The sequence below is a fragment of the Pseudomonas sp. B21-017 genome, assembly GCF_024749245.1.
GTDB lineage: Bacteria > Pseudomonadota > Gammaproteobacteria > Pseudomonadales > Pseudomonadaceae > Aquipseudomonas.
Window position 1 is genome coordinate 6,455,412 of record NZ_CP087194.1, and the last position, 19,103, is coordinate 6,474,514.

Consider the following 19,103-nt stretch of genomic DNA (forward strand, 5'->3'; position numbering starts at 1 on the left):
TTGGATGAAAGGCCAGTATTTGGATTTTTGAAGGGATATCGCGTCATCGTTCTTCGCGGGCAAGCCTCGCTCCTACAGGATCAGTGTCATTTCAAAACTGGCGCATGACCTGTAGGAGCGAGCGGTGCGGCGATCCGACTTGCCCGCGAAGGCATCGGTCGGCTTAGCGACCTTTCTTCCAGAGGTAACCACCCACCACAATCCCGACGCCGCAAATAATCGCCACGTAATACGCCGGCCCCATCGGGCTTTCCTTGAGCAGCAGGGTGACGACCATCGGGGTCAGGCCGCCGAAGATGGCGTAGGCCAAGTTGTAGGAGAACGACAGGCCGCTGAAGCGCACCACCGCCGGGAAGGCTTTGACCATCACATACGGCACTGCACCGATGGTGCCGACCAGCAAACCGGTCAGGGCATACATCGGGAACAGCCAGTCGGGATGATTGAACAGGCTGTGATAGAAGGTCCACGAGGTCAGCAGCAGCAACGCGCTACCGAACACGAACACCCGCCCGGCGCCAAAACGGTCAGCCAGTGCACCGGAGGCCACACAGCCCAGGCTCAGGAACACGATGGCCAGGCTGTTGGCCTGCAACGCGGTAGTCGGCGGGAAGTGGTAAACGGTCTGCAATACAGTCGGCGTCATGAGGATGACCACGATGATCCCGGCGGACAGCAACCAGGTCAGCAGCATGGAAATCAGAATCGCCCCGCGATGGTCACGCAGCACAGCGCGCAGCGGCACTTCTTCGGCCAGGGCTTTACGCAATTGCAGTTCGGCAAACACCGGGGTTTCGTGCAGCCAGCGGCGCAGGTAGACCGAGAACAGGCCAAACACGCCGCCCAGCAGGAACGGGATCCGCCAGGCGTAATCGGCCACTTCCACCGGCGTATAGAGGCTGTTGATTGCCGTGGCGACCAACGAACCCAAAAGAATGCCGGCAGTCAGACCGCTGGTCAGCGTGCCGCAGGCATAACCGATATGCCGTTGCGGTACGTGTTCGGAAACGAATACCCAGGCTCCCGGCACTTCGCCGCCAATCGCTGCGCCCTGGATCACCCGCATCAGCAGCAACAGGATCGGCGCCCACATGCCTATCTGCGCATAAGTCGGCAGCAAGCCCATGATCAGGGTGGGTACCGCCATCATGAAAATGCTCAGGGTGAACATCTTCTTGCGTCCCAGCAGGTCACCGAAGTGCGCCATGACGATGCCGCCCAGCGGCCTGGCCAGGTAACCGGCGGCGAAAATGCCGAACGTCTGCATCAGGCGCAGCCACTCGGGCATGTCGGCGGGGAAGAACAGTTTGCCGACCACTGTGGCGAAGAACACAAAGATGATGAAGTCGTAAAACTCCAGCGCACCGCCCAGGGCAGACAGCGACAATGTCTTGTAGTCGTTGCGGGTCAGCGGACGTGCAGGTTGGGCTGGTTGCGCGATGCTCGAGGGCGCTGTGGTCATGGCAAGGGCTTCTCTTATAGTCGGATCTGCAACCTCAACAACGCTGGCGGAGGCTTGGGCAGGTTCGGCACGATAGCAAATTGTTCGAAAAAGCACATAGAGGTGCGTATTTGACGGTCGAAATGAGAACCGGACGGTCGTCTCGAAGTCTATCGACCGATATACTCACAACGTTGCAACGGTTTGTAAGGGGTTGCTGTGCGAAACCGTCGTTGGCACCCGTCAGCCGATTTCGCAGAGTTTCCCTTTAGGCGCCTTACGAAAAACGTGACGAACGTAGTATGTTCGGGGCTGAATCGTTTTTCCTTGAGACGGCTATTCACCTGAAGTACCAATGAGAGTCACGGGTCAGAGGCACCCCCGGCATGATAGAGCTCGAACAAGAAGATCCAATCCCGCAAGGCGACCTGGCCCTGCAAATTACCGCGCTTCCGCGTGAAACCAACGGCTTTGGCGATATTTTCGGCGGCTGGCTGGTGGCGCAGATGGATTTGGCTGGCACCGCAATGGCCAGCAAGGTTGCCGGTGGTCGCGTGGCCACCGTTGCGATCGATCGCATGGCGTTTCTGGTGCCGGTGGCGGTGGGCGCTCAGCTCTCCTTCTATACCCAGGCCCTGGAAATCGGTCGCAGCTCGATTCAGATGATGGTCGAAGTCTGGAGCGACGATCCACTGTCCAGCGAGTGGCGTAAAGTGACCGAAGCCGTGTTTGTGTTCGTCGCCATCGACGGCAGCGGCCGCACTCGTTCGGTTCCGCCCAGAGCTCGTTAAACAAGGCGCTCGTTAAACGCGGTGACCGTTTTGCGGTCCATAGCAGTCATTGTTCCTGATTGAGAGTCGCCCCATGAGCACGCCCACCGTCGAAGCCGTGAAACTGGATGAACTGAACTGCTGGCGCATCCGCCACGGTCAGGCCGAATTGCTGGTGGCCCAGCAAGGCGCGCACATCCTCAGTTATCAATTGGCCGGCCAACCGCCGCTGATCTGGCTCAACGACGAGGCAGTGTTCAAGACCGGCAAAGCTATTCGTGCCGGTGTGCCGGTGTGCTGGCCGTGGTTCGGCAATCTGTCGCGCAACCCGCAGAGTGTCCAGGCCATGCGCATCAGCCAGGAGCCGCCGACCGCTCACGGGCTGGTGCGAGCGATGGACTGGGAACTGGGCAGCATCGAAACCGAGGGCGAAAGCCTGAAGGTGGAATTCGTCCTGCCCTACCCTGAAGGCGGACTGCCAGGCTGGCCGCATCAGGTGGACTTGAAACTGAGCATTCGTCTGGATGAACAATTGCATATCAGCCTGACGAGCGAAAACAACGGCGCCGAACCCGTCACGATCAGCCAGGCGCTGCACAGCTATTTCGCGGTCAGCGATGTGCGCAACGTGCACGTTGAAGGGCTGGATGGCTTGAGTTACATCGAGACACTGGACGACTGGAAAACCGTCACTCAGACCGGTGATCTGCGTTTTACCGGTGAGACCGACCGCATCTATCTGAATACCCCGCCGACATTGAGCATCGTTGACCCGCATTGGGAGCGACGCATTGAACTGACCAGCAGCGGTTCGCGCTCGGCGGTGATCTGGAACCCGTGGGTCGACCGTGCGGCGGCGTTCAGCGACATGGCTGACGATGGCTGGCAGCGCATGTTGTGCATTGAAACGGCAAATGTGATGGATGATGTGGTGACGCTGGCGCCGGGGGCTAGCCATACCCTGGGCGTGAGCATCGCCAGCAAACCGCTTTAACACCACACAATAAATGTGGGAGCAGGCTTGCTCCCACATTTAAAAACCTACAAATCCGACTCCTTGACCACCCGCACCTGCGCCGCATCCAGCGCATACGCCGCATCCGCCAGGTCGTTGCTGACCTTCTCGATCTTCAGCGTACCGGTCACCCACAGCGGTGTGTAGATGTCATTCAGCTTCAGGCCTTTGGGATAACGCACCAGCACCAGTTGGTTAGGCGGCGGTGGTGGCACGTGGATACAAGCGCCTGGGTACGGCACGAGGAAGAACAACGTGCTGCGGCCCTTCGCATCGGATTCCAGCGGTACCGGATAACCGCCGATGCGGATGTGCTTGTCGTTCATCGACGGCACGGTCTTGGTCGAATACATCACCGCCGGCAAGCCCTTGCTCTGCTTCATGCCACCTTTTTGGGTAAAGGTGCCATTGGCTTCCGGTGAGTTGTGATCGATTTCGGGCATGGCCTCGAGGGCCTTCTGGTCCGATTTGGGCATCAGTTCGAGCCAGTCGGTTTCCGGCAGTTCGCCGGCATGGGCCAAACCACTGCCCAGGAAGAGAAGAGTCAACAGAAGACGGCGCATGAAGGTGCTCGGCAAAGGAAAGGACGGTGGAACGCCAAGCATTCTAGCCCTCTCCGGTGTTGGCGCAGAGAGGGCTTTGTCGCTTGAATCAGTTCTTTTTGATCAGGCCGTAGACCACCAGCAATATCACCGCGCCCACCAGCGCACCGATGAACCCTGCGCCCTGACCCGCATGGTAGATGCCCAGGGCCTGGCCGCCGTAAGTGGCCGCCAGCGAACCGCCGATACCGAGCAGGATGGTCATGATCCAGCCCATGCTGTCATCGCCCGGTTTCAGAAACCGAGCCAGCAGGCCGACGATCAAGCCGATAAAGATGGTTCCGATAATTCCCATGGCATTTCCCTCTGATTGAATTGGCTAAAGCCTAGCCAGACTTTGGCATCCTGCCATCAGAGAACGGCGGCCTCGGAAGGTTCCGCCGCCGCCACATGAAACTATTCGGCAATCAGCGCTTCGACCTTGAGGATCTGCGCGGCAAGCGTCGCACGGTCAGCACAACGCAGGTTGGCGTGACCAACCTTGCGGCCGACCTTGAAGGCCTTGCCGTAGTGATGCAGATGGCAATCGGCGATGGCCAGGACTTTCTCGGTGTCCGGGACTTTGCCGATGAAGTTGAGCATCGCGCTCTCGCCGACCTTGGCCGTCGAACCCAGCGGCAGACCGGCAACGGCCCGCAGGTGGTTTTCGAACTGACTGCACTCGGCACCTTCGGTGGTCCAGTGTCCGGAGTTGTGCACACGCGGGGCGATCTCGTTGGCCTTGAGGCCACCGTCGACTTCGAAGAACTCGAACGCCATCACGCCGACGTAGTCCAGCTGCTTGAGTACCCGGCTGGAGTAGTCTTCAGCCAACGCTTGCAACGGGTGGTCGGTGCTGGCCACGGACAGCTTGAGGATGCCGCTGTCGTGGGTGTTGTGCACCAGCGGGTAGAACTTGGTTTCGCCATCGCGAGCGCGCACGGCGATCAGCGAGACTTCGCCAGTGAACGGCACGAAGCCTTCCAGCAAGCAGGCGACGCTGCCCAGTTCGGCGAAGGTGCCGACCACATCTTCAGGCTTGCGCAGGACTTTCTGACCCTTGCCGTCGTAACCCAGGGTGCGGGTTTTCAGCACGGCCGGCAGGCCGATGGAGGCCACGGCGGCGTCCAGATCGGCCTGGGACTGGATGTCGGCGAACGCGGGAGTCGGGATCCCCAGGTCCTTGAACATGCTCTTCTCGAACCAGCGATCGCGGGCAATGCGCAGCGCTTCGGCGCTCGGGTACACCGGAACGAATTGCGACAGGAAGGCCACGGTTTCGGCCGGGACGCTTTCGAACTCGAAGGTCACCAGATCGACTTCATCGGCCAACTGACGCAGGTGATCCTGATCGCCGTAATCGGCCCGCAGGTGTTCGCCCAATGCGGCTGCGCAAGCATCCGGCGCCGGGTCCAGGAAAGCGAAGTTCATGCCCAGCGGAGTGCCCGCCAGCGCCAACATGCGACCCAACTGGCCGCCACCGATTACACCGATCTTCATCGTCAACAACCTCAGGCGATGCGTGGGTCTGGATTGTCCAGGACGCTGTCTGTCTGCTCAGCGCGGAATTTTTTCAGCACGGTATGAAACTGCGGATGCTTGGCGCCCAGGATGCTCGCCGAGAGCAGGGCTGCGTTGATCGCACCGGCCTTGCCGATGGCCAGGGTGGCGACCGGAATGCCCGCTGGCATCTGCACGATAGAAAGCAGCGAATCGACGCCCGAGAGCATCGACGACTGCACCGGCACGCCCAGCACCGGCAGGTGGGTTTTGGCCGCACACATGCCAGGCAGGTGGGCCGCGCCACCGGCACCGGCGATGATCACCTCGATGCCACGGGCCTCAGCCTCTTCGGCATACTGGAACAGCAGGTCCGGGGTGCGGTGGGCAGAGACCACTTTCACCTCGTAAGGGATGCCGAGCTTTTCCAGCATATCGGCGGTGTGGCTAAGGGTGGACCAATCGGACTTGGAGCCCATGATCACGCCAACCAGTGCGCTCATCGTCGTGCCTCTTCTCTCTGGGCGCCCGCAGGCGCGTCAAAAAACAACAAGCCACGCAAAATGCGTGGCTTGATTGTACGAATTATGGCCAGTCAAACCGGCCGAAGGCCGCGCAGTATACCTCAATGAAGCAGATAAACAGCCCCCCATACGACCATCTGTCATACGGCGCAAAGTACCGGTTTTATTGACTTCAGGGTCAGCCCGACGCCTACAAAAAATCATTAACCCGCAGGGTTTGGCGCTGTGCCGCCTTCCAGCTTGCGCCAGAGCAACCGCACATTCGCCTTGCGCACCAGCGCGCAGCGATACAGCCGAATCTCCAGCGGCACATGCCATTGCGGGCCACCGCAGATGACCAACTCGCCGCGAGCCAATTCGGCGCGCGCGCTCAAGCGCGGCACCCAGGCGATGCCCAGGCCTTCCAGCGCCATGCTTTTCAGGCTGTCGGCCATGGCGGTCTCGTAAATAGTGGTGAACCTCAGGGCACGCTGGCGCAACAGCATGTTCACCGAGCGCCCGAGAAATGCCCCGGCGCTGTAGGCCAGCAAAGGCACGCTGGTCTCGCCTTCCAGGTCGAACAACGGTTTGCCGTCAGCATCCGCGGCGCACACCGGGAGCATTTCAGTGTCTCCCAGATGCAGTGACGGGAAAATTTCCGGGTCCATTTGCATCGCGGAGTCCGGATCATAGAACGCCAGCATCAGATCACACCCGCCTTCACGCAGCGCATGCACCGCATCGCCGACGTTGGTGGCCACCAGCCGCGTGGCAATGTTCAGCCCTTCGTTGCGCAATTGTGCGATCCAGCGTGGAAAGAAACCCAGTGCCAGGGAGTGGGCGGCGGCGACCTGGATCACCTCGCCCTGCCCGCCTTCCAGGTGATGAAGATGACGTAACACTTCACCCAGCTGTTCGACCACGGTTCGCGCGGTCACGAGAAACAACTGCCCCGCTGCCGTCAGCTCGACCGGGGTGCGAGAGCGATTGACCAGGGTCAGCCCCAGCGCGGCTTCGAGGCTGCGGATCCGCCGACTGAAGGCGGGCTGAGTCACGAAGCGTCTTTCGGCCGCCTGGGAGAAGCTGCGGGTGGCAGCCAGAGCACTAAAGTCCTCCAGCCATTTGCTTTCCAGATTCATCACGCCCTCCCGGACATGCACCAATTTAGGTCACACGTTCGCCACGTACGCGGCGTCACACCGACATTATGCCGAATGTGCATAGCCCAGTGTTTAACAGCATTGGCCCAAAATTCTTCTCAAGCCTAGCATTTGCGCTATTCCGGCACAGACCGGGTCCATATCGAGATGATTTCTATCATGTCCTCCGCTGCATCTTTCCGCACAGAAAAAGACCTGCTTGGCGTACTCGAAGTACCTGCTCAAGCGTATTACGGCATCCAGACCCTGCGAGCGGTGAACAACTTCCGTCTCTCCGGCGTTCCGATTTCGCATTACCCAAAACTGGTTGTTGGTCTGGCGATGGTCAAACAGGCCGCCGCTGACGCCAACCGCGAGCTGGGTCACCTGAGCGAAGCCAAGCACGCTGCCATCAGCGAAGCCTGTGCCCGATTGATCCGCGGCGATTTCCACGAAGAATTCGTGGTGGACATGATTCAAGGCGGCGCTGGCACTTCAACCAACATGAATGCCAACGAAGTCATCGCCAACATCGCGCTGGAGGCCATGGGCCACAGCAAGGGCGAATACCAGTACCTGCACCCGAACAACGACGTGAACATGGCGCAGTCGACCAACGACGCCTACCCGACGGCTATCCGCCTGGGTCTGCTGTTGGGTCACGACGCGCTGCTGGCCAGCCTCGACAGCCTGATCCAGTCGTTCGCCGCCAAAGGTGAAGAATTCAGCCACGTCCTGAAGATGGGCCGTACCCAGCTGCAAGACGCCGTGCCGATGACCCTCGGCCAGGAATTCCGCGCCTTCGCCACCACCCTGAGCGAAGACCTGGCACGCCTCAAATCCCTGGCGCCTGAACTGCTGACCGAAGTGAACCTGGGCGGCACCGCGATCGGTACCGGCATCAACGCCGACCCGCGTTACCAGGCCCTGGCCGTTCAGCGTCTGGCCCTGATCAGCGGTCAACCGCTGGTGCCAGCCGCCGACCTGATCGAAGCCACCTCCGACATGGGCGCCTTCGTGCTGTTCTCCGGCATGCTCAAGCGTACCGCGGTCAAGCTGTCGAAGATCTGCAACGACCTGCGTCTGCTGTCCAGCGGCCCACGCACCGGCATCAACGAAATCAACCTGCCGGCGCGTCAGCCAGGCAGCTCGATCATGCCAGGCAAGGTCAACCCGGTTATCCCTGAAGCCGTGAACCAGGTGGCGTTCCAGATCATCGGCAACGACCTGGCCCTGACCATCGCGGCCGAAGGCGGCCAGCTGCAGCTGAACGTGATGGAGCCGCTGATCGCCTTCAAGATCTTCGACTCGATCCGCCTGCTGCAACGTGCCATGGACATGCTGCGCGAGCACTGCATCGTCGGCATCACCGCCAACGAAGAGCGTTGCCGTGAACTGGTCGAACACTCGATTGGCCTGGTCACCGCGCTGAACCCGTACATCGGCTATGAAAACGCCACCCGCATTGCCCGTGTTGCCCTCGAAAGCGGCCGCGGCGTGCTGGAACTGGTGCGCGAGGAACGCTTGCTCGACGAAGAAATGCTCGCCGACATCCTGCGCCCGGAAAACATGATTGCTCCGCGTCTGGTGCCTTTGAAGGCTTAACCAAACGCAGGCTCTTTTGAAGAGCACGCTCACCAGGTCGAGGGACTAGACACCTCTCACCTTTTGAGGGCTTGGGGATTTACTCCCTCAAGCCCTTTTTTTTCCAACACTTTGCGGATTTTACGAACATGTTGAATGTTTTCAGTGCCGCCAAGATCGCAGCCTTCGACAGCTTCTACAGGGTTTGACAGAGACCCGTAGAGGCTGCCGAAGGCTGCGATTTTTTGATTTTGCAGCACTTTCGTTTCGTCGATTGCACCACAACTGTGCAGACGGACGGCACTCTCCTATGTATAGTGCCGGCCCTCTTCGCGTGAGCGGTCGTCGATAACGAGACCCAAGCCCATGCGAAAGCCGAACTAATAACAACCCGCGAAATGGAACAGGGACGAACCTTCGACCCACCTGTTGTGCCACGCACAACCTGGTGTAACGCGATGTGTCGACCACCCAGTATTCGCACACACAAAAAATAGCGAGGAATAATCCATGCTCGAAGTCATCAACGACTTCCTCTCAGGGAAAGTACTGATCGCGCTCATTGTCGGGCTCGGTAGCTACTTCACGATCCGCTCGCGTTTCGTCCAGTTCCGCCATTTCGGCCACATGTTCAGTGTCTTCAAAGAGTCCCTTCACGGCCAGGCAGGCCAGCTGAGCTCGTTCCAGGCCCTGATGCTGAGCCTCGCCGGCCGCGTCGGCGCCGGTAACATCGCCGGTGTCGGCATCGCCGTGACCCTCGGCGGCCCGGGCGCCGTGTTCTGGATGTGGGTCACCGCACTGGTAGGCATGTCCAGCAGCTTCTTCGAATGCACCCTGGCCCAGGTCTACAAGCGCGCCGAAGGCGACGGCCTGTATCGTGGGGGCCCGGCCTACTACATTCAGCACGGCCTGAAGCTGAAAGGCATGGCGGTGGTGTTCTCCATCCTGCTGCTGGTCACCTACGGCTTCGCCTTCATCGGCCTGCAGTCCTACACCGTGACCCACTCGCTGCAGAACGCCTTTGCCTTCGACCCACGCCACACCGGTATCGTCCTGGCGGTGCTGCTGGCCATTACCTTCATCGGCGGCATCAAACGCATCGCCGCGGTGTCCGACCTGCTGGTACCGGTCAAGACCCTGGCCTATATCGGCGTGACCCTGTACGTGATCGGCACCCAGATCGAACACGTGCCAGCCATGCTGGAAACCATCTTCAAGAGCGCCTTCGGCCTCGACCCAGCCTTCGGCGGCCTGCTCGGCAGCGCCATCGTGATGGGCGTGAAGCGTGGCGTGTTCGCCAACGAAGCAGGCCTGGGCAGTGCGCCGAACGTCGCCGCCGTGGCCGCCGTGAAGCACCCGGGCGCCCAGGGCGTGGTCCAGGCCTTCAGCGTGTTCCTCGACACCTTCGTGATCTGCACCTGCACCGCGCTGCTGATCCTGTTGTCGGGCTTCTACACCCCGGGCTTCGAAGGTGACGGCATCGTCCTGACCCAAAACTCGCTGGCCGCCGTGGTCGGTGACTGGGGCCGCGTGTTCGTCAGCGTCGCGCTGTCGCTGTTCGTCTTCACCTGCATCCTCTACAACTACTACCTGGGCGAGAACAGCCTGCAGTTCCTCAGCCGCAACCGCGCCGTGCTGATGGTTTTCCGCGGCCTGGTTCTGGCGCTGGTGGTATGGGGTTCGATGCAGGACCTGTCGACCGTGTTCGCCTTCGCCGACATCACCATGACCTGCCTGGCCTTCGTCAACTTGATGGCCCTGGCCATGTTGTTCAAGGTCGGCCTGCGCGTGATGCGCGACTACGACGAGCAGCGCCGCGCCGGCGTCAAGCAGCCAGTGTTCGACTCCAGCAAATTCACCGATCTGGACCTGGACCTGAAGGCCTGGCCGAGCAGCCCAAGCCAATCGGCTCCACGCGAGCAAGGCGCAGCCCAGGGCACGCCTGCCACGCAACGCTGATCGCCCTGGCGGGTGGCTCCCCGCCACCCGCCACCCGCCGCGACAGACCGCAACGAGTGGCGTCCTGCCACTCGACGTGACACACCTTGCGCACGCAGGCATGCTGCGGCGCAAGGTGCATTCGTCCAGGAGACCCATCAATGAATTCCGCCTCTTACCCTGCCGCGCAGCACGTCATGGTGCTCTACACCGGTGGCACCATCGGCATGCAAGCCAGTGCCCACGGCTTGGCCCCGGCGTCCGGTTTCGAAGCGCGGATGCGCGACTACCTGCACAGCCAGCCTGAGTTGGTGGTGCCGCAGTGGCGCTTTCGCGAGATGTCGCCACTGATCGACAGCGCCAACATGACCCCTGCGTACTGGCAGCAACTGCGTGAAGCGGTGGTCGACGCCGTTGATGCCCAGGGCTGCGACAGCGTGCTGATCCTGCATGGCACCGACACCCTGGCCTACAGTGCCGCGGCCATGAGCTTCCAGTTGCTCGGCCTGAACGCCCGTGTATGTTTCACCGGCTCCATGCTGCCGGCCGGCGTGACCGACAGTGATGCCTGGGAAAACATCAGTGGTGCACTGGGCGCCCTTGGCCAAGGCCTGGCGCCGGGTGTTCATCTGTACTTCCACGGCGAACTGCTCGACCCGACCCGCTGCGCCAAGGTTCGCAGTTTCGGTCGTCATCCGTTCAAGCGACTGGAGCGTCAGGGCGGCGGCGTGAAAGCTTCCTCGATACCTGCCCAACTGAACTACAACCAGCCAAGGCAACTGGCGAAGGTCGCGGTGCTGCCGTTGTTCCCCGGCATCGGCGCCGAGCAACTGGATGGCCTGCTCAACAGCGGTATTCAGGGTCTGGTGCTGGAATGTTATGGCAGCGGTACCGGACCAAGCGACAACCCCGGGTTTATCGCCAGCCTGGAACGGGCACGAGACAATGGCGTGGTAGTGGTTGCGGTCACCCAATGTCATGAGGGTGGCGTGAAGCTCGACGTGTATGAGGCGGGCAGCCGCTTGCGCGATGCCGGCCTGTTGTCCGGTGGCGGCATGACTCGCGAGGCGGCGCTCGGCAAGTTGCATGGGCTGCTCGGTGCAGGGCTTGAAACCGCTGAAGTTCGGCGGCTGGTCGAACTCGACCTGTGTGGCGAACTGAGCTGACACAACACATAATCTTGTGGGAGCCCCCTCGCCACAGCCCGCTCCCACAAGATCGTTGTTGGGCACATAACTTGCTCCCGTTCCAGCATCTCGACGCTGGAAGACTCCATGCTCCACTCCCACCTCACCACCCTCAACGCCGTCTCCCTGGTGCTCAACACCTTCAAGGCCGAAGGCCTGTCCAGCGAGGCGTTATTGGCCGGCAGCGGCATCAGCGTGGCGGATCTGAGCCGGGCGGACACGCGCATCACCACCAATCAAGAGATGCTGGTGTGCGCCAATGCCGTCGCGCTGCGCCGCGATATCGGTCTGGAGTTGGGCCGGCGGATGCACGTTTCGTCCTATGGCATGCTCGGGTACGCCTTACTCACCAGCGCCACTTTAGGTGACGCCTTGCAGTTGGCGCTGCACTACCCGGCGCTATTGGGAACACTGTTCGAGTTGAGCCTGGAGGAGGATGGCGAGCGCATCTGGCTCACCGCGGGCGACTATCGGGAAAACCCCGCGCTGGCACCGTTCAATGTCGAGTTTTGCCTGGTCTCGATGAAAGTCACCTGCGAAGACCTGCTCGGCCACCCTCTACCTCTGCTTGGCGCTCGCTTCGATTACCCGGCACCGGACTATCAGACGCGCTACAGCGAGCGTTTCGACTGTCCGTTGCAGTTTGATGCAGCGTCCAACGGATTTGCCTTCGACAAGCGCTGGCTCGAACACCCCCTGCCACTGGCCGACGCCATTACCCACCAGGCCATGGCCGAACGCTGCCGCAAGCAAAACACCGAGTTCACCGGGCGTCAGGCCTGGCTCGGGCGCATCCGCCAATTGCTCGCCGCGCAACTGAGCGCGGCGCCAGGCCTGGACGGGTTGGCCGAACAGCTGAATTGCTCGTCGCGCACCCTGCGCCGACATCTGAAGGACCTGGGATGCAGCTATCAGGAACTGCTCGATGAACTGCGATTTGAGCAAGCCAAACGCATGCTTTGCGAGGATCAACTGCCGATCTATCAAATCGCCGAAGCACTGGGGTTCAGCGAGACCGCGAGCTTCCGGCATGCGTTTGTGCGCTGGAGTGGCGTGGCGCCCAGCCAGTTCCGCCCTTGAGCCGCCCCTGTGGCGAGGGAGCAAGCTCCCTCGCCACAGGGGGCGAATTTCGGTCAAATGTTTTGGCCACATAGATCCCCTTTTGGCCTTTCCTGCCGTTCTCCCAAACGTCGCCTGCCGCAAGACTGTGTTCAAACCGAATCAGCCTGCGGAGAACAACAATGCTGACGATCTACTCGGACGATCACCACCTGCACCACGGCCGTTGTGAATTGATGGACGGGCAATTGATGCCCTGCTTCGAAATGCCTTCACGGGCCGATCACGTATTGCAACGGGTCAAGGACCAGAACCTCGGCCCGGTTGAAGTGCCGAAAGACTTTGGCCTTGATCCGATCGCGCGCATCCACAGCCGCGACTACCTCGACTTCTTCAAAGGCGCCTGGGCGCGCTGGACCGCATTCAATACCGACGGCGACTTGCTGCCCTACACCTGGCCGGCCCGCACCTTGCGCCGAATCATGCCCACCAGCCTGCACGGCCAACTCGGCTATTACAGCTTCGACGGCGGCGCACCGATTACCGCCGGCACCTGGCAAGCGGCGTACAGCGCAGCGCAAGTTGCCCTCACGGCCCAAGCGGCGATCCAGCGCGGCGCCCGCAGTGCCTTCGCCCTGTGCCGTCCACCGGGACACCATGCCGCCAGCGATTTGATGGGCGGCTATTGCTACCTCAACAATGCTGCCATCGCCGCTCAAGCCTTCCTCGATCAGGGCCATAAAAAGGTCGCGATCCTCGATGTCGATTACCACCACGGCAACGGCACTCAATCGATTTTCTACGAACGCAGCGACGTGCTGTTCACCTCGATCCACGGTCATCCAGAAGCCGAGTTTCCGTTCTTCCTCGGCTACGAAGACGAACGCGGTGAAGGCGCAGGCGAAGGGTTCAACTTCAACTACCCATTGCCCGCCGGCAGTGCTTGGGACCGTTGGAGCGCCGCGCTGGAACAAGCCTGCAAAGAGATCGAAACGTACGGCGCCGACATCGTTGTCGTGTCCCTGGGCGTCGATACGTTCAAGGACGACCCCATCTCCCAATTCAAACTCGACAGCCCGGATTACCTGGCGATGGGTACCCGCATCGCAGGCCTCGGCAAGCCGACGCTGTTCGTGATGGAAGGCGGTTACGCGGTAGAAGAAATCGGCATCAACGCCGTGAACGTTCTCGAAGGTTTTGAAAGCGCCCAATGAGGAATTAGAAGAATGAACAGACTCAAGCGTCTTATCGCTCCAGCGCTCTGCGCCACACTGCTCAGTGGCGCCGTCCATGCTGAAGAACGTACTTTGCGGGTCTACAACTGGTTCGACTACATCACCCCCAAAGCCCTGGACGATTTCAAGACTCAGAACACCCAGACCAAACTGGTCTACGACATCTTCGACACCAACGAAGCGCTGGAAGCCAAGCTGCTGACCGGCAACTCCGGCTACGACGTGGTGGTGCCGTCCAACGTGTTCCTCGCCAAGCAGATCGAAGCCGGCGTATTCCAGCCAGTGGACCGCAGCAAACTGCCGAACTGGAACCACCTCGACCCCAAGCTGATGAAGCTGATCGAAGCCAACGACCCGGGTAACAAATTTGCCGTGCCCTACATGTACGGCACCATCCTGATCGGTTTCAACCCGGCCAAGGTCAAGGCTGCGCTGGGTGACAACGCACCGGTGAACAGCTGGGACCTGATCTTCAAGGAAGAGAACATCAGCAAGCTCAAGCAGTGCGGCGTGGCCCTGCTCGACTCACCTTCGGAGATCCTGCCGCTGGCCCTGCAACACCTCGGCCTGGACCCCAACAGCAAGAAGCCGGCGGACTACGCCAAGGCTGAAGCGCTGTTGATGAAGATCCGGCCGTACATCACCTACTTCCATTCGTCCAAGTACATGGCCGACATCGCCAACGGTGACATCTGCGTCGCGGTCGGGTATTCCGGCAGCTTCTCCCAGGCCGCCAACCGCGCCAAGGAAGCCAAGAACGGTGTGATCGTCGACATGCGCCTGCCCAAGGAAGGCGCGCCGATCTGGTTCGACATGCTCGCGATCCCCAAAGGCGCGAAAAACCCGGAAGACGCCTACACCTTCATCAACTACCTGCTGCAACCCCAGGTCATCGCACCGGTCAGCGACTTCGTCGGCTACCCGAACCCGAACAAGGACGCCACGGAAATGGTCGACCCGGCGATTCGCAACAACCCGAACCTGTACCCGACCGAAACGGCGATGAGCACGCTTTACACCCTGCAACCCTTGCCTCGCGATGCTGAACGGGCACGGACCCGGGCCTGGACCAAGATCAAGTCCGGGACCTGAAACACCCGGTGAATCAAAGACCCGCGCCATCGCGGGTCTTTTTTGGTCAACGGCTAATAGGGGGGGCTTTGATCTGCGCGGGTGGCAGCAATCAGGAACTCATCGCCATTTATCGCGGCGAGATCAGTCGCACACTCGCCGCCTCAGTGTTTTTCATAGATCAGCGGTTCATTTAAAAACCGGGAGGCCATCGTTCAATCCCGCCAGACCTGTCGCAACCGTGCCAGCGCCGACTCTATCGCTGGCTCTGGCACCGCTGCAAAACCCAATACCAGACCGGCGCGCTGATCGACTGGTGTCCTGGAGTCCGGTAGCCAATAGTTGCTCAAGCCATTGATCTCCACACCCACGCTTTCCGCTTGTTCGATCAGTCGCCGTTCGCGGGCCAGGCTGTCCACCGAAACCGTCATGTGCAGCCCGGCGGAGACGGTGGGCAGGCTACCCACTCCGGTCATCCCCGCCGGCCAGCCGCCCAGCAAACAATTGCGACGGCTGAGGGCGGCACGCCGCATCCGGCGAATGTGCCGCTGGAAATGCCCGGCGGCCATGAACTCGGCCATCACCGCTTGAGTGCTCACTTCGGAATGCCGCACATCCACCGCCCGACGCTGCGCGAATGCGTCCACCAGGCCCGGCGGCAGCACCAGATAACCCAGGCGCAGCGCCGGAAAAGCGACCTTGCCGAAGGTGCCGACATACAGCACCCGCCCATGGCGATCGAGTGCCGCCAGCGGCGCCAGTGGCGCACCGCTGTAACGGTACTCGCCATCGTAGTCGTCCTCGATGATCCAGCCCTGGTTGCCCTCGGCCCAGGCGAGCAGTTCCAGACGCCGGGCCAGACTCATGACCACACCGGTCGGGTATTGATGGGAAGGCGTAACGTAAGCCAGCCGGCAATCGCTCAACTGCGCCAAGGCGCTGCAGTCGATCCCCTCCTCATCCACCGGCACACCGTGCAGCTGCGCCCCGGCTACCGCAAAGGCATGGCCGGCAGCACGATAACCCGGATTTTCAATGCCCACCCCATCGCCAGGCTCCACCAGCAACTGTGCACAAAGGCTGATCCCCTGCTGCGCGCCACTGGTGATCACAATTTGCTCAGCGGCGCACTGCATCCCTCTCGAGCTGCGCAAGTAGGCAGCAATCAATCCGCGCAAGCGTTCATCACCTGCCGGGTCGCCATAACACAGCTGCTGTAAATCCGGCTTACGCCAGAAAGCCGCATTCAGCTTGGCCCAAACCTCGAACGGGAACAGATCGAACGCCGGCACGCCAACCCTGAATGCGCGCGGCGGACCACCGGGCGGCACAGCCAAATGATTCTTTTCAACGCGCCCCAAAGCACTGCTGTGGATAACTTTACTGGATGGAACAACAGGTAAATCCAGCCAATTTGTGGATAAGGTTGTGGGTAACCCTGTTGAAAACCCTGTGGATACTTTTGTGGATAATTTTTTCGCCGGCAACGCCGCCTGAGGCAATTGCGCCACGTAAGTCCCGTCACCCACACGCCCCTCGATGAAGCCTTCAGCGTAAAGCTGATCGTAGGCACGAACCACGCTGTTGCGGGAAATCGATAAGGCCGTAGCCAGATCGCGACTGGCCGGCAGTCGTGTGCCGCTGGCCAATCGTCCGTCGAGTACGCGTACCCGCAGCGCTTGATAGAGCTGTCGACTCAGGCCCTGGCGGCGGTCGAGTTCGATACCCGCCGGGTTGAACGACGAGGGAAGCGGCGTATTCGACATGACAATGGACCTATGAAATTGGTCATTAATGGCTCTTACAACAGACCAATAGCCTGCCTAGGATGAAGGCATTCGCCAAGGAATTTTCCATGTACCTGCCACTTTGACGCGTTAAGGAATGAACATGAGTCAGATCGACATCCGCCAGGTCACCGCCGACGATCACGCTGCCTGGCTGCCGTTGTGGCAAGCCTACTTGCGCTTCTACAACACCGAGCTGCCCGAGGCGGTCACTCAAAGCACCTGGCAGCGCCTGCTCGACCCGAGCGAACCGACCCACGGGGCGCTGGCCTGGGTCGACGGTAAAGCGGTGGGCATGGTGCATTTCATCTATCACCGCTCGAACTGGAGCATCGAAAACTCCTGTTACCTGCAAGACTTGCTGGTGACACCCGAAACTCGTGGCACCGGCGTCGGTCGGAAACTGATCGAATTCGTCTACAGCACAGCCAAGGCCGACGGTTGCTGCAAGGTCCACTGGCTGACCCACGAAACCAACGCCACCGCGATCCAGCTCTACGAGCGCATCGCCGAACGGCCCGGTTTCATCCAGTTTCGCAAAGCCCTTTAAGGTTCAAGGAGAACACCATGTCGACTTCACTCGCAGACTGGAAAGGCGTTCCGGCGCCCTCGGTCCAACTGATCGAAGGGCGTTTCATTCGCCTGGAAAAACTCGACCCGGCGCGTCACGCCGACGGTTTGTGGAAAGCCCTTGAAGGCCCGGGCTCGGACCCGAAACTCTGGGACTATCTGCCCTACGGTCCTTTCCCGGAACGCAGTGCGTTCAATGACTGGCTGAACAACCATGCGGCCAACAGCGATCCGTATTTCTTCAGTGTGATCGACCGTGTCAGCGGCGAGGTGCAGGGCCTGCTCAGCCTGATGTCGATCGTTCCTGCCCAGGGGCGTATCGAGATCGGCCATGTGACCTTCGGCGCACCGATGCAGCGTTCGCCGAAAAGTACCGAGGCGGTTTACCTGCTGGCCAGGGAAGCCTTTGCGTTGGGTTACCGGCGCCTGGAATGGAAGTGCAACAACGGCAACGCTCGCTCCAAGTACGCAGCAGAGCGGTTGGGATTCAGTTTTGAGGGGGTGTTCCGCCAGCACATGGTGGTCAAGGGTCAGAACCGTGACACGGCGTGGTATTCGATTCTGGATTCGGAATGGCCGGCGATTCAGGCGGGGTTCGAGCGGTGGTTGAGCGATGAAAACCAGACGGAATCGGGGCAAGTGCAAACGTTGACGGAGTGCCGGAGCTAAAAGCCTTAACGACAAAAGATCGCAGCCTTCGGCAGCGCCCACTGGCGCGCAGGAGCTGCCGAAGGCTGCGATCTTTTGATCTTTCTTTTTTACACCAGCTTTTGCGCCAACACCGCAATATGCTCCGGCCCGATCCCACAGCACCCGCCCAAATGGCTGGCTCCCCTCTTCTGCCAGTCAGCCGCCCACATCAGGTAACCCGGCGGGTCGAGATCGTCGCGTAGCGGATCCAGACCGTCGTTGGCCGTGGCCTCTTTCGGCTGCGGCGGGAAGGCGTTGGCGTATGCGCCAATGTGAATCTTCACCCCCAGGCGCTCGAAGGTTTCCCGCGCCGCATCAATCGCCGCCCCGATCACTTCCGGCTGGCTGCAGTTGAACAGCAAAGTCTCGACACCCAACTCAGCCGCCACCACAGCGGCCTCAGCCACCGGTTCACCGGAGCGCAAACGCGGCACTTCATCGGTGTCTTCATCTTTCAAGGTAAACGACAGCCAGAACGGTTTGCCGTCCTTCGGCAGACCGGCATGGATCGCCCGCGCTTCGACGATCGAACTCTGGGTTTCGGCCAGCCACAGGTCGACATGAGGCGCCAGACCATTGACCAGAGGGCTCAGCAGTTCAGTCACCCGAGCAGCGTCGAACAAGTCCGGGCGGTAGGAGCCGAATAACGGCGGCAATGAGCCGGCCACACGAATCGCTTGGCCCGAGGCATCGACTGCACGCCGAGCCAGCTCACCGGCCAACGCCGCAAGAGCCTGGCCTTCAGCCACGAAACGCTCCTCGCCAATGTGGAACGGCACCACCGCGTAACTGTTGCTGGTGATCACGTTGGCACCGCTTTCAATATAAGCCGCGTGCACCGCCTCCACCGCCTGCGGCGCTTCGCTCAAGGCCAGCGCCGACCACTCGGGCTGCCTGAACGGCGCCCCTCGGCGCTGCAGCTCCCGACCCATGCCACCATCCAGAATTACCGTCCCTGCGCCCATATGCTTTTCACTCATAAGCTTATGAAAATAACTCACTATCAGAGTCGTTCTTATAACTATTTAATACG

The 19,103-nt window shown here is 60.7% G+C and carries 19 protein-coding genes; 10 read left to right on the forward strand and 9 right to left on the reverse strand.

Annotation, left to right across the window (positions count from 1 at the left end; translation table 11 throughout):
- Nucleotides 1-163: 163 nt before the first annotated feature.
- Nucleotides 164-1,462 (reverse strand): MFS transporter, encoded by a 1,299-nt coding sequence (locus LOY28_RS29455; protein WP_018927389.1) that lies wholly within the window; start codon nucleotides 1,460-1,462, stop codon nucleotides 164-166.
- Between the two features lie 365 nt (nucleotides 1,463-1,827).
- Here LOY28_RS29455 and LOY28_RS29460 point away from each other — a divergent pair, with 365 nt between their 5' ends.
- Nucleotides 1,828-2,232, forward strand: a complete 405-nt coding sequence (locus LOY28_RS29460) for an acyl-CoA thioesterase (protein ID WP_007896491.1) — start codon at nucleotides 1,828-1,830, stop codon at nucleotides 2,230-2,232.
- 73 nt (nucleotides 2,233-2,305) lie between these two features.
- The gene (locus LOY28_RS29465; protein WP_018927388.1) at nucleotides 2,306-3,205 is read left to right on the forward strand and encodes a D-hexose-6-phosphate mutarotase; all 900 of its coding nucleotides are present in this window, start codon (nucleotides 2,306-2,308) and stop codon (nucleotides 3,203-3,205) included.
- A 47-nt stretch (nucleotides 3,206-3,252) separates the two neighbouring features.
- Here the strand turns inward: LOY28_RS29465 and LOY28_RS29470 are convergent, their stop codons facing one another.
- The 5 genes from LOY28_RS29470 to LOY28_RS29490 form a co-directional block, all read right to left on the reverse strand.
- Complete coding sequence (locus LOY28_RS29470) at nucleotides 3,253-3,789, reverse strand: DUF3299 domain-containing protein (protein ID WP_026286519.1); 537 nt, start codon at nucleotides 3,787-3,789, stop codon at nucleotides 3,253-3,255.
- Nucleotides 3,790-3,877: 88 nt separating this feature from the next.
- The gene (locus LOY28_RS29475; RefSeq protein WP_018927386.1) at nucleotides 3,878-4,123 is read right to left on the reverse strand and encodes a GlsB/YeaQ/YmgE family stress response membrane protein; all 246 of its coding nucleotides are present in this window, start codon (nucleotides 4,121-4,123) and stop codon (nucleotides 3,878-3,880) included.
- Between the two features lie 101 nt (nucleotides 4,124-4,224).
- On the reverse strand, nucleotides 4,225-5,307 hold the full coding sequence (locus LOY28_RS29480) for a 5-(carboxyamino)imidazole ribonucleotide synthase (protein ID WP_007934491.1): 1,083 nt from the start codon (nucleotides 5,305-5,307) through the stop codon (nucleotides 4,225-4,227).
- 11 nt (nucleotides 5,308-5,318) lie between these two features.
- The gene (purE, locus tag LOY28_RS29485; RefSeq protein ID WP_003196369.1) at nucleotides 5,319-5,810 is read right to left on the reverse strand and encodes a 5-(carboxyamino)imidazole ribonucleotide mutase; all 492 of its coding nucleotides are present in this window, start codon (nucleotides 5,808-5,810) and stop codon (nucleotides 5,319-5,321) included.
- 224 nt (nucleotides 5,811-6,034) lie between these two features.
- Nucleotides 6,035-6,949 (reverse strand): LysR substrate-binding domain-containing protein, encoded by a 915-nt coding sequence (locus LOY28_RS29490; RefSeq protein WP_018927385.1) that lies wholly within the window; start codon nucleotides 6,947-6,949, stop codon nucleotides 6,035-6,037.
- A 180-nt stretch (nucleotides 6,950-7,129) separates the two neighbouring features.
- Between LOY28_RS29490 and aspA the strand changes: the two genes are divergently transcribed.
- Nucleotides 7,130-8,554, forward strand: a complete 1,425-nt coding sequence (gene aspA, locus LOY28_RS29495; RefSeq protein ID WP_007934488.1) for an aspartate ammonia-lyase — start codon at nucleotides 7,130-7,132, stop codon at nucleotides 8,552-8,554.
- Nucleotides 8,555-8,610: 56 nt separating this feature from the next.
- On the opposite strand, the gene LOY28_RS29500 is transcribed toward aspA, so the two are convergent.
- Nucleotides 8,611-8,793 (reverse strand): hypothetical protein, encoded by a 183-nt coding sequence (locus tag LOY28_RS29500; RefSeq protein WP_138866537.1) that lies wholly within the window; start codon nucleotides 8,791-8,793, stop codon nucleotides 8,611-8,613.
- 250 nt (nucleotides 8,794-9,043) lie between these two features.
- Between LOY28_RS29500 and LOY28_RS29505 the strand changes: the two genes are divergently transcribed.
- The 5 genes from LOY28_RS29505 to LOY28_RS29525 all read left to right on the forward strand — a co-directional run bounded on the left by LOY28_RS29505 (nucleotide 9,044) and on the right by LOY28_RS29525 (nucleotide 15,044).
- A complete protein-coding gene (locus LOY28_RS29505) occupies nucleotides 9,044-10,492 on the forward strand; it encodes a sodium:alanine symporter family protein (protein WP_018927384.1) in 1,449 nt (482 codons plus the stop codon).
- Nucleotides 10,493-10,632: 140 nt separating this feature from the next.
- On the forward strand, nucleotides 10,633-11,637 hold the full coding sequence (locus LOY28_RS29510; RefSeq protein ID WP_019651301.1) for an asparaginase: 1,005 nt from the start codon (nucleotides 10,633-10,635) through the stop codon (nucleotides 11,635-11,637).
- A 108-nt stretch (nucleotides 11,638-11,745) separates the two neighbouring features.
- Complete coding sequence (locus LOY28_RS29515) at nucleotides 11,746-12,738, forward strand: AraC family transcriptional regulator (protein ID WP_018927382.1); 993 nt, start codon at nucleotides 11,746-11,748, stop codon at nucleotides 12,736-12,738.
- 161 nt (nucleotides 12,739-12,899) lie between these two features.
- Nucleotides 12,900-13,931 (forward strand): histone deacetylase family protein, encoded by a 1,032-nt coding sequence (locus LOY28_RS29520; RefSeq protein ID WP_018927381.1) that lies wholly within the window; start codon nucleotides 12,900-12,902, stop codon nucleotides 13,929-13,931.
- Between the two features lie 12 nt (nucleotides 13,932-13,943).
- Nucleotides 13,944-15,044 carry a polyamine ABC transporter substrate-binding protein gene (locus LOY28_RS29525; RefSeq protein ID WP_018927380.1) on the forward strand — a complete coding sequence of 367 codons (1,101 nt, stop codon included), beginning with the start codon at nucleotides 13,944-13,946 and terminating at the stop codon, nucleotides 15,042-15,044.
- Between the two features lie 194 nt (nucleotides 15,045-15,238).
- Here LOY28_RS29525 and LOY28_RS29530 read toward each other — a convergent pair whose 3' ends face one another.
- A complete protein-coding gene (locus LOY28_RS29530; RefSeq protein WP_026286518.1) occupies nucleotides 15,239-16,789 on the reverse strand; it encodes a PLP-dependent aminotransferase family protein in 1,551 nt (516 codons plus the stop codon).
- A gap of 124 nt (nucleotides 16,790-16,913) precedes the next feature.
- Between LOY28_RS29530 and LOY28_RS29535 the strand changes: the two genes are divergently transcribed.
- Complete coding sequence (locus LOY28_RS29535; RefSeq protein ID WP_258612876.1) at nucleotides 16,914-17,360, forward strand: GNAT family N-acetyltransferase; 447 nt, start codon at nucleotides 16,914-16,916, stop codon at nucleotides 17,358-17,360.
- A 17-nt stretch (nucleotides 17,361-17,377) separates the two neighbouring features.
- Entirely contained in the window at nucleotides 17,378-18,049 is a 672-nt protein-coding gene (locus tag LOY28_RS29540) for a GNAT family N-acetyltransferase (RefSeq protein WP_258612877.1), read from the forward strand.
- An 89-nt stretch (nucleotides 18,050-18,138) separates the two neighbouring features.
- On the opposite strand, the gene LOY28_RS29545 is transcribed toward LOY28_RS29540, so the two are convergent.
- On the reverse strand, nucleotides 18,139-19,035 hold the full coding sequence (locus tag LOY28_RS29545) for a homocysteine S-methyltransferase family protein (RefSeq protein WP_258612878.1): 897 nt from the start codon (nucleotides 19,033-19,035) through the stop codon (nucleotides 18,139-18,141).
- Nucleotides 19,036-19,103: the final 68 nt, after the last annotated feature.

Coding starts and splice junctions, on each gene's coding strand:
- LOY28_RS29455 (WP_018927389.1), bottom strand. CDS start 1,462: ATGACCACAGCGCCCTCGAGCATCGCGCAACCAGCCCAACCTGCACGT.
- LOY28_RS29460 (WP_007896491.1), top strand. CDS start 1,828: ATGATAGAGCTCGAACAAGAAGATCCAATCCCGCAAGGCGACCTGGCC.
- LOY28_RS29465 (WP_018927388.1), top strand. CDS start 2,306: ATGAGCACGCCCACCGTCGAAGCCGTGAAACTGGATGAACTGAACTGC.
- LOY28_RS29470 (WP_026286519.1), bottom strand. CDS start 3,789: ATGCGCCGTCTTCTGTTGACTCTTCTCTTCCTGGGCAGTGGTTTGGCC.
- LOY28_RS29475 (WP_018927386.1), bottom strand. CDS start 4,123: ATGGGAATTATCGGAACCATCTTTATCGGCTTGATCGTCGGCCTGCTG.
- LOY28_RS29480 (WP_007934491.1), bottom strand. CDS start 5,307: ATGAAGATCGGTGTAATCGGTGGCGGCCAGTTGGGTCGCATGTTGGCG.
- purE (WP_003196369.1), bottom strand. CDS start 5,810: ATGAGCGCACTGGTTGGCGTGATCATGGGCTCCAAGTCCGATTGGTCC.
- LOY28_RS29490 (WP_018927385.1), bottom strand. CDS start 6,949: ATGAATCTGGAAAGCAAATGGCTGGAGGACTTTAGTGCTCTGGCTGCC.
- aspA (WP_007934488.1), top strand. CDS start 7,130: ATGTCCTCCGCTGCATCTTTCCGCACAGAAAAAGACCTGCTTGGCGTA.
- LOY28_RS29505 (WP_018927384.1), top strand. CDS start 9,044: ATGCTCGAAGTCATCAACGACTTCCTCTCAGGGAAAGTACTGATCGCG.
- LOY28_RS29510 (WP_019651301.1), top strand. CDS start 10,633: ATGAATTCCGCCTCTTACCCTGCCGCGCAGCACGTCATGGTGCTCTAC.
- LOY28_RS29515 (WP_018927382.1), top strand. CDS start 11,746: ATGCTCCACTCCCACCTCACCACCCTCAACGCCGTCTCCCTGGTGCTC.
- LOY28_RS29520 (WP_018927381.1), top strand. CDS start 12,900: ATGCTGACGATCTACTCGGACGATCACCACCTGCACCACGGCCGTTGT.
- LOY28_RS29525 (WP_018927380.1), top strand. CDS start 13,944: ATGAACAGACTCAAGCGTCTTATCGCTCCAGCGCTCTGCGCCACACTG.
- LOY28_RS29530 (WP_026286518.1), bottom strand. CDS start 16,789: ATGTCGAATACGCCGCTTCCCTCGTCGTTCAACCCGGCGGGTATCGAA.
- LOY28_RS29535 (WP_258612876.1), top strand. CDS start 16,914: ATGAGTCAGATCGACATCCGCCAGGTCACCGCCGACGATCACGCTGCC.
- LOY28_RS29540 (WP_258612877.1), top strand. CDS start 17,378: ATGTCGACTTCACTCGCAGACTGGAAAGGCGTTCCGGCGCCCTCGGTC.
- LOY28_RS29545 (WP_258612878.1), bottom strand. CDS start 19,035: ATGGGCGCAGGGACGGTAATTCTGGATGGTGGCATGGGTCGGGAGCTG.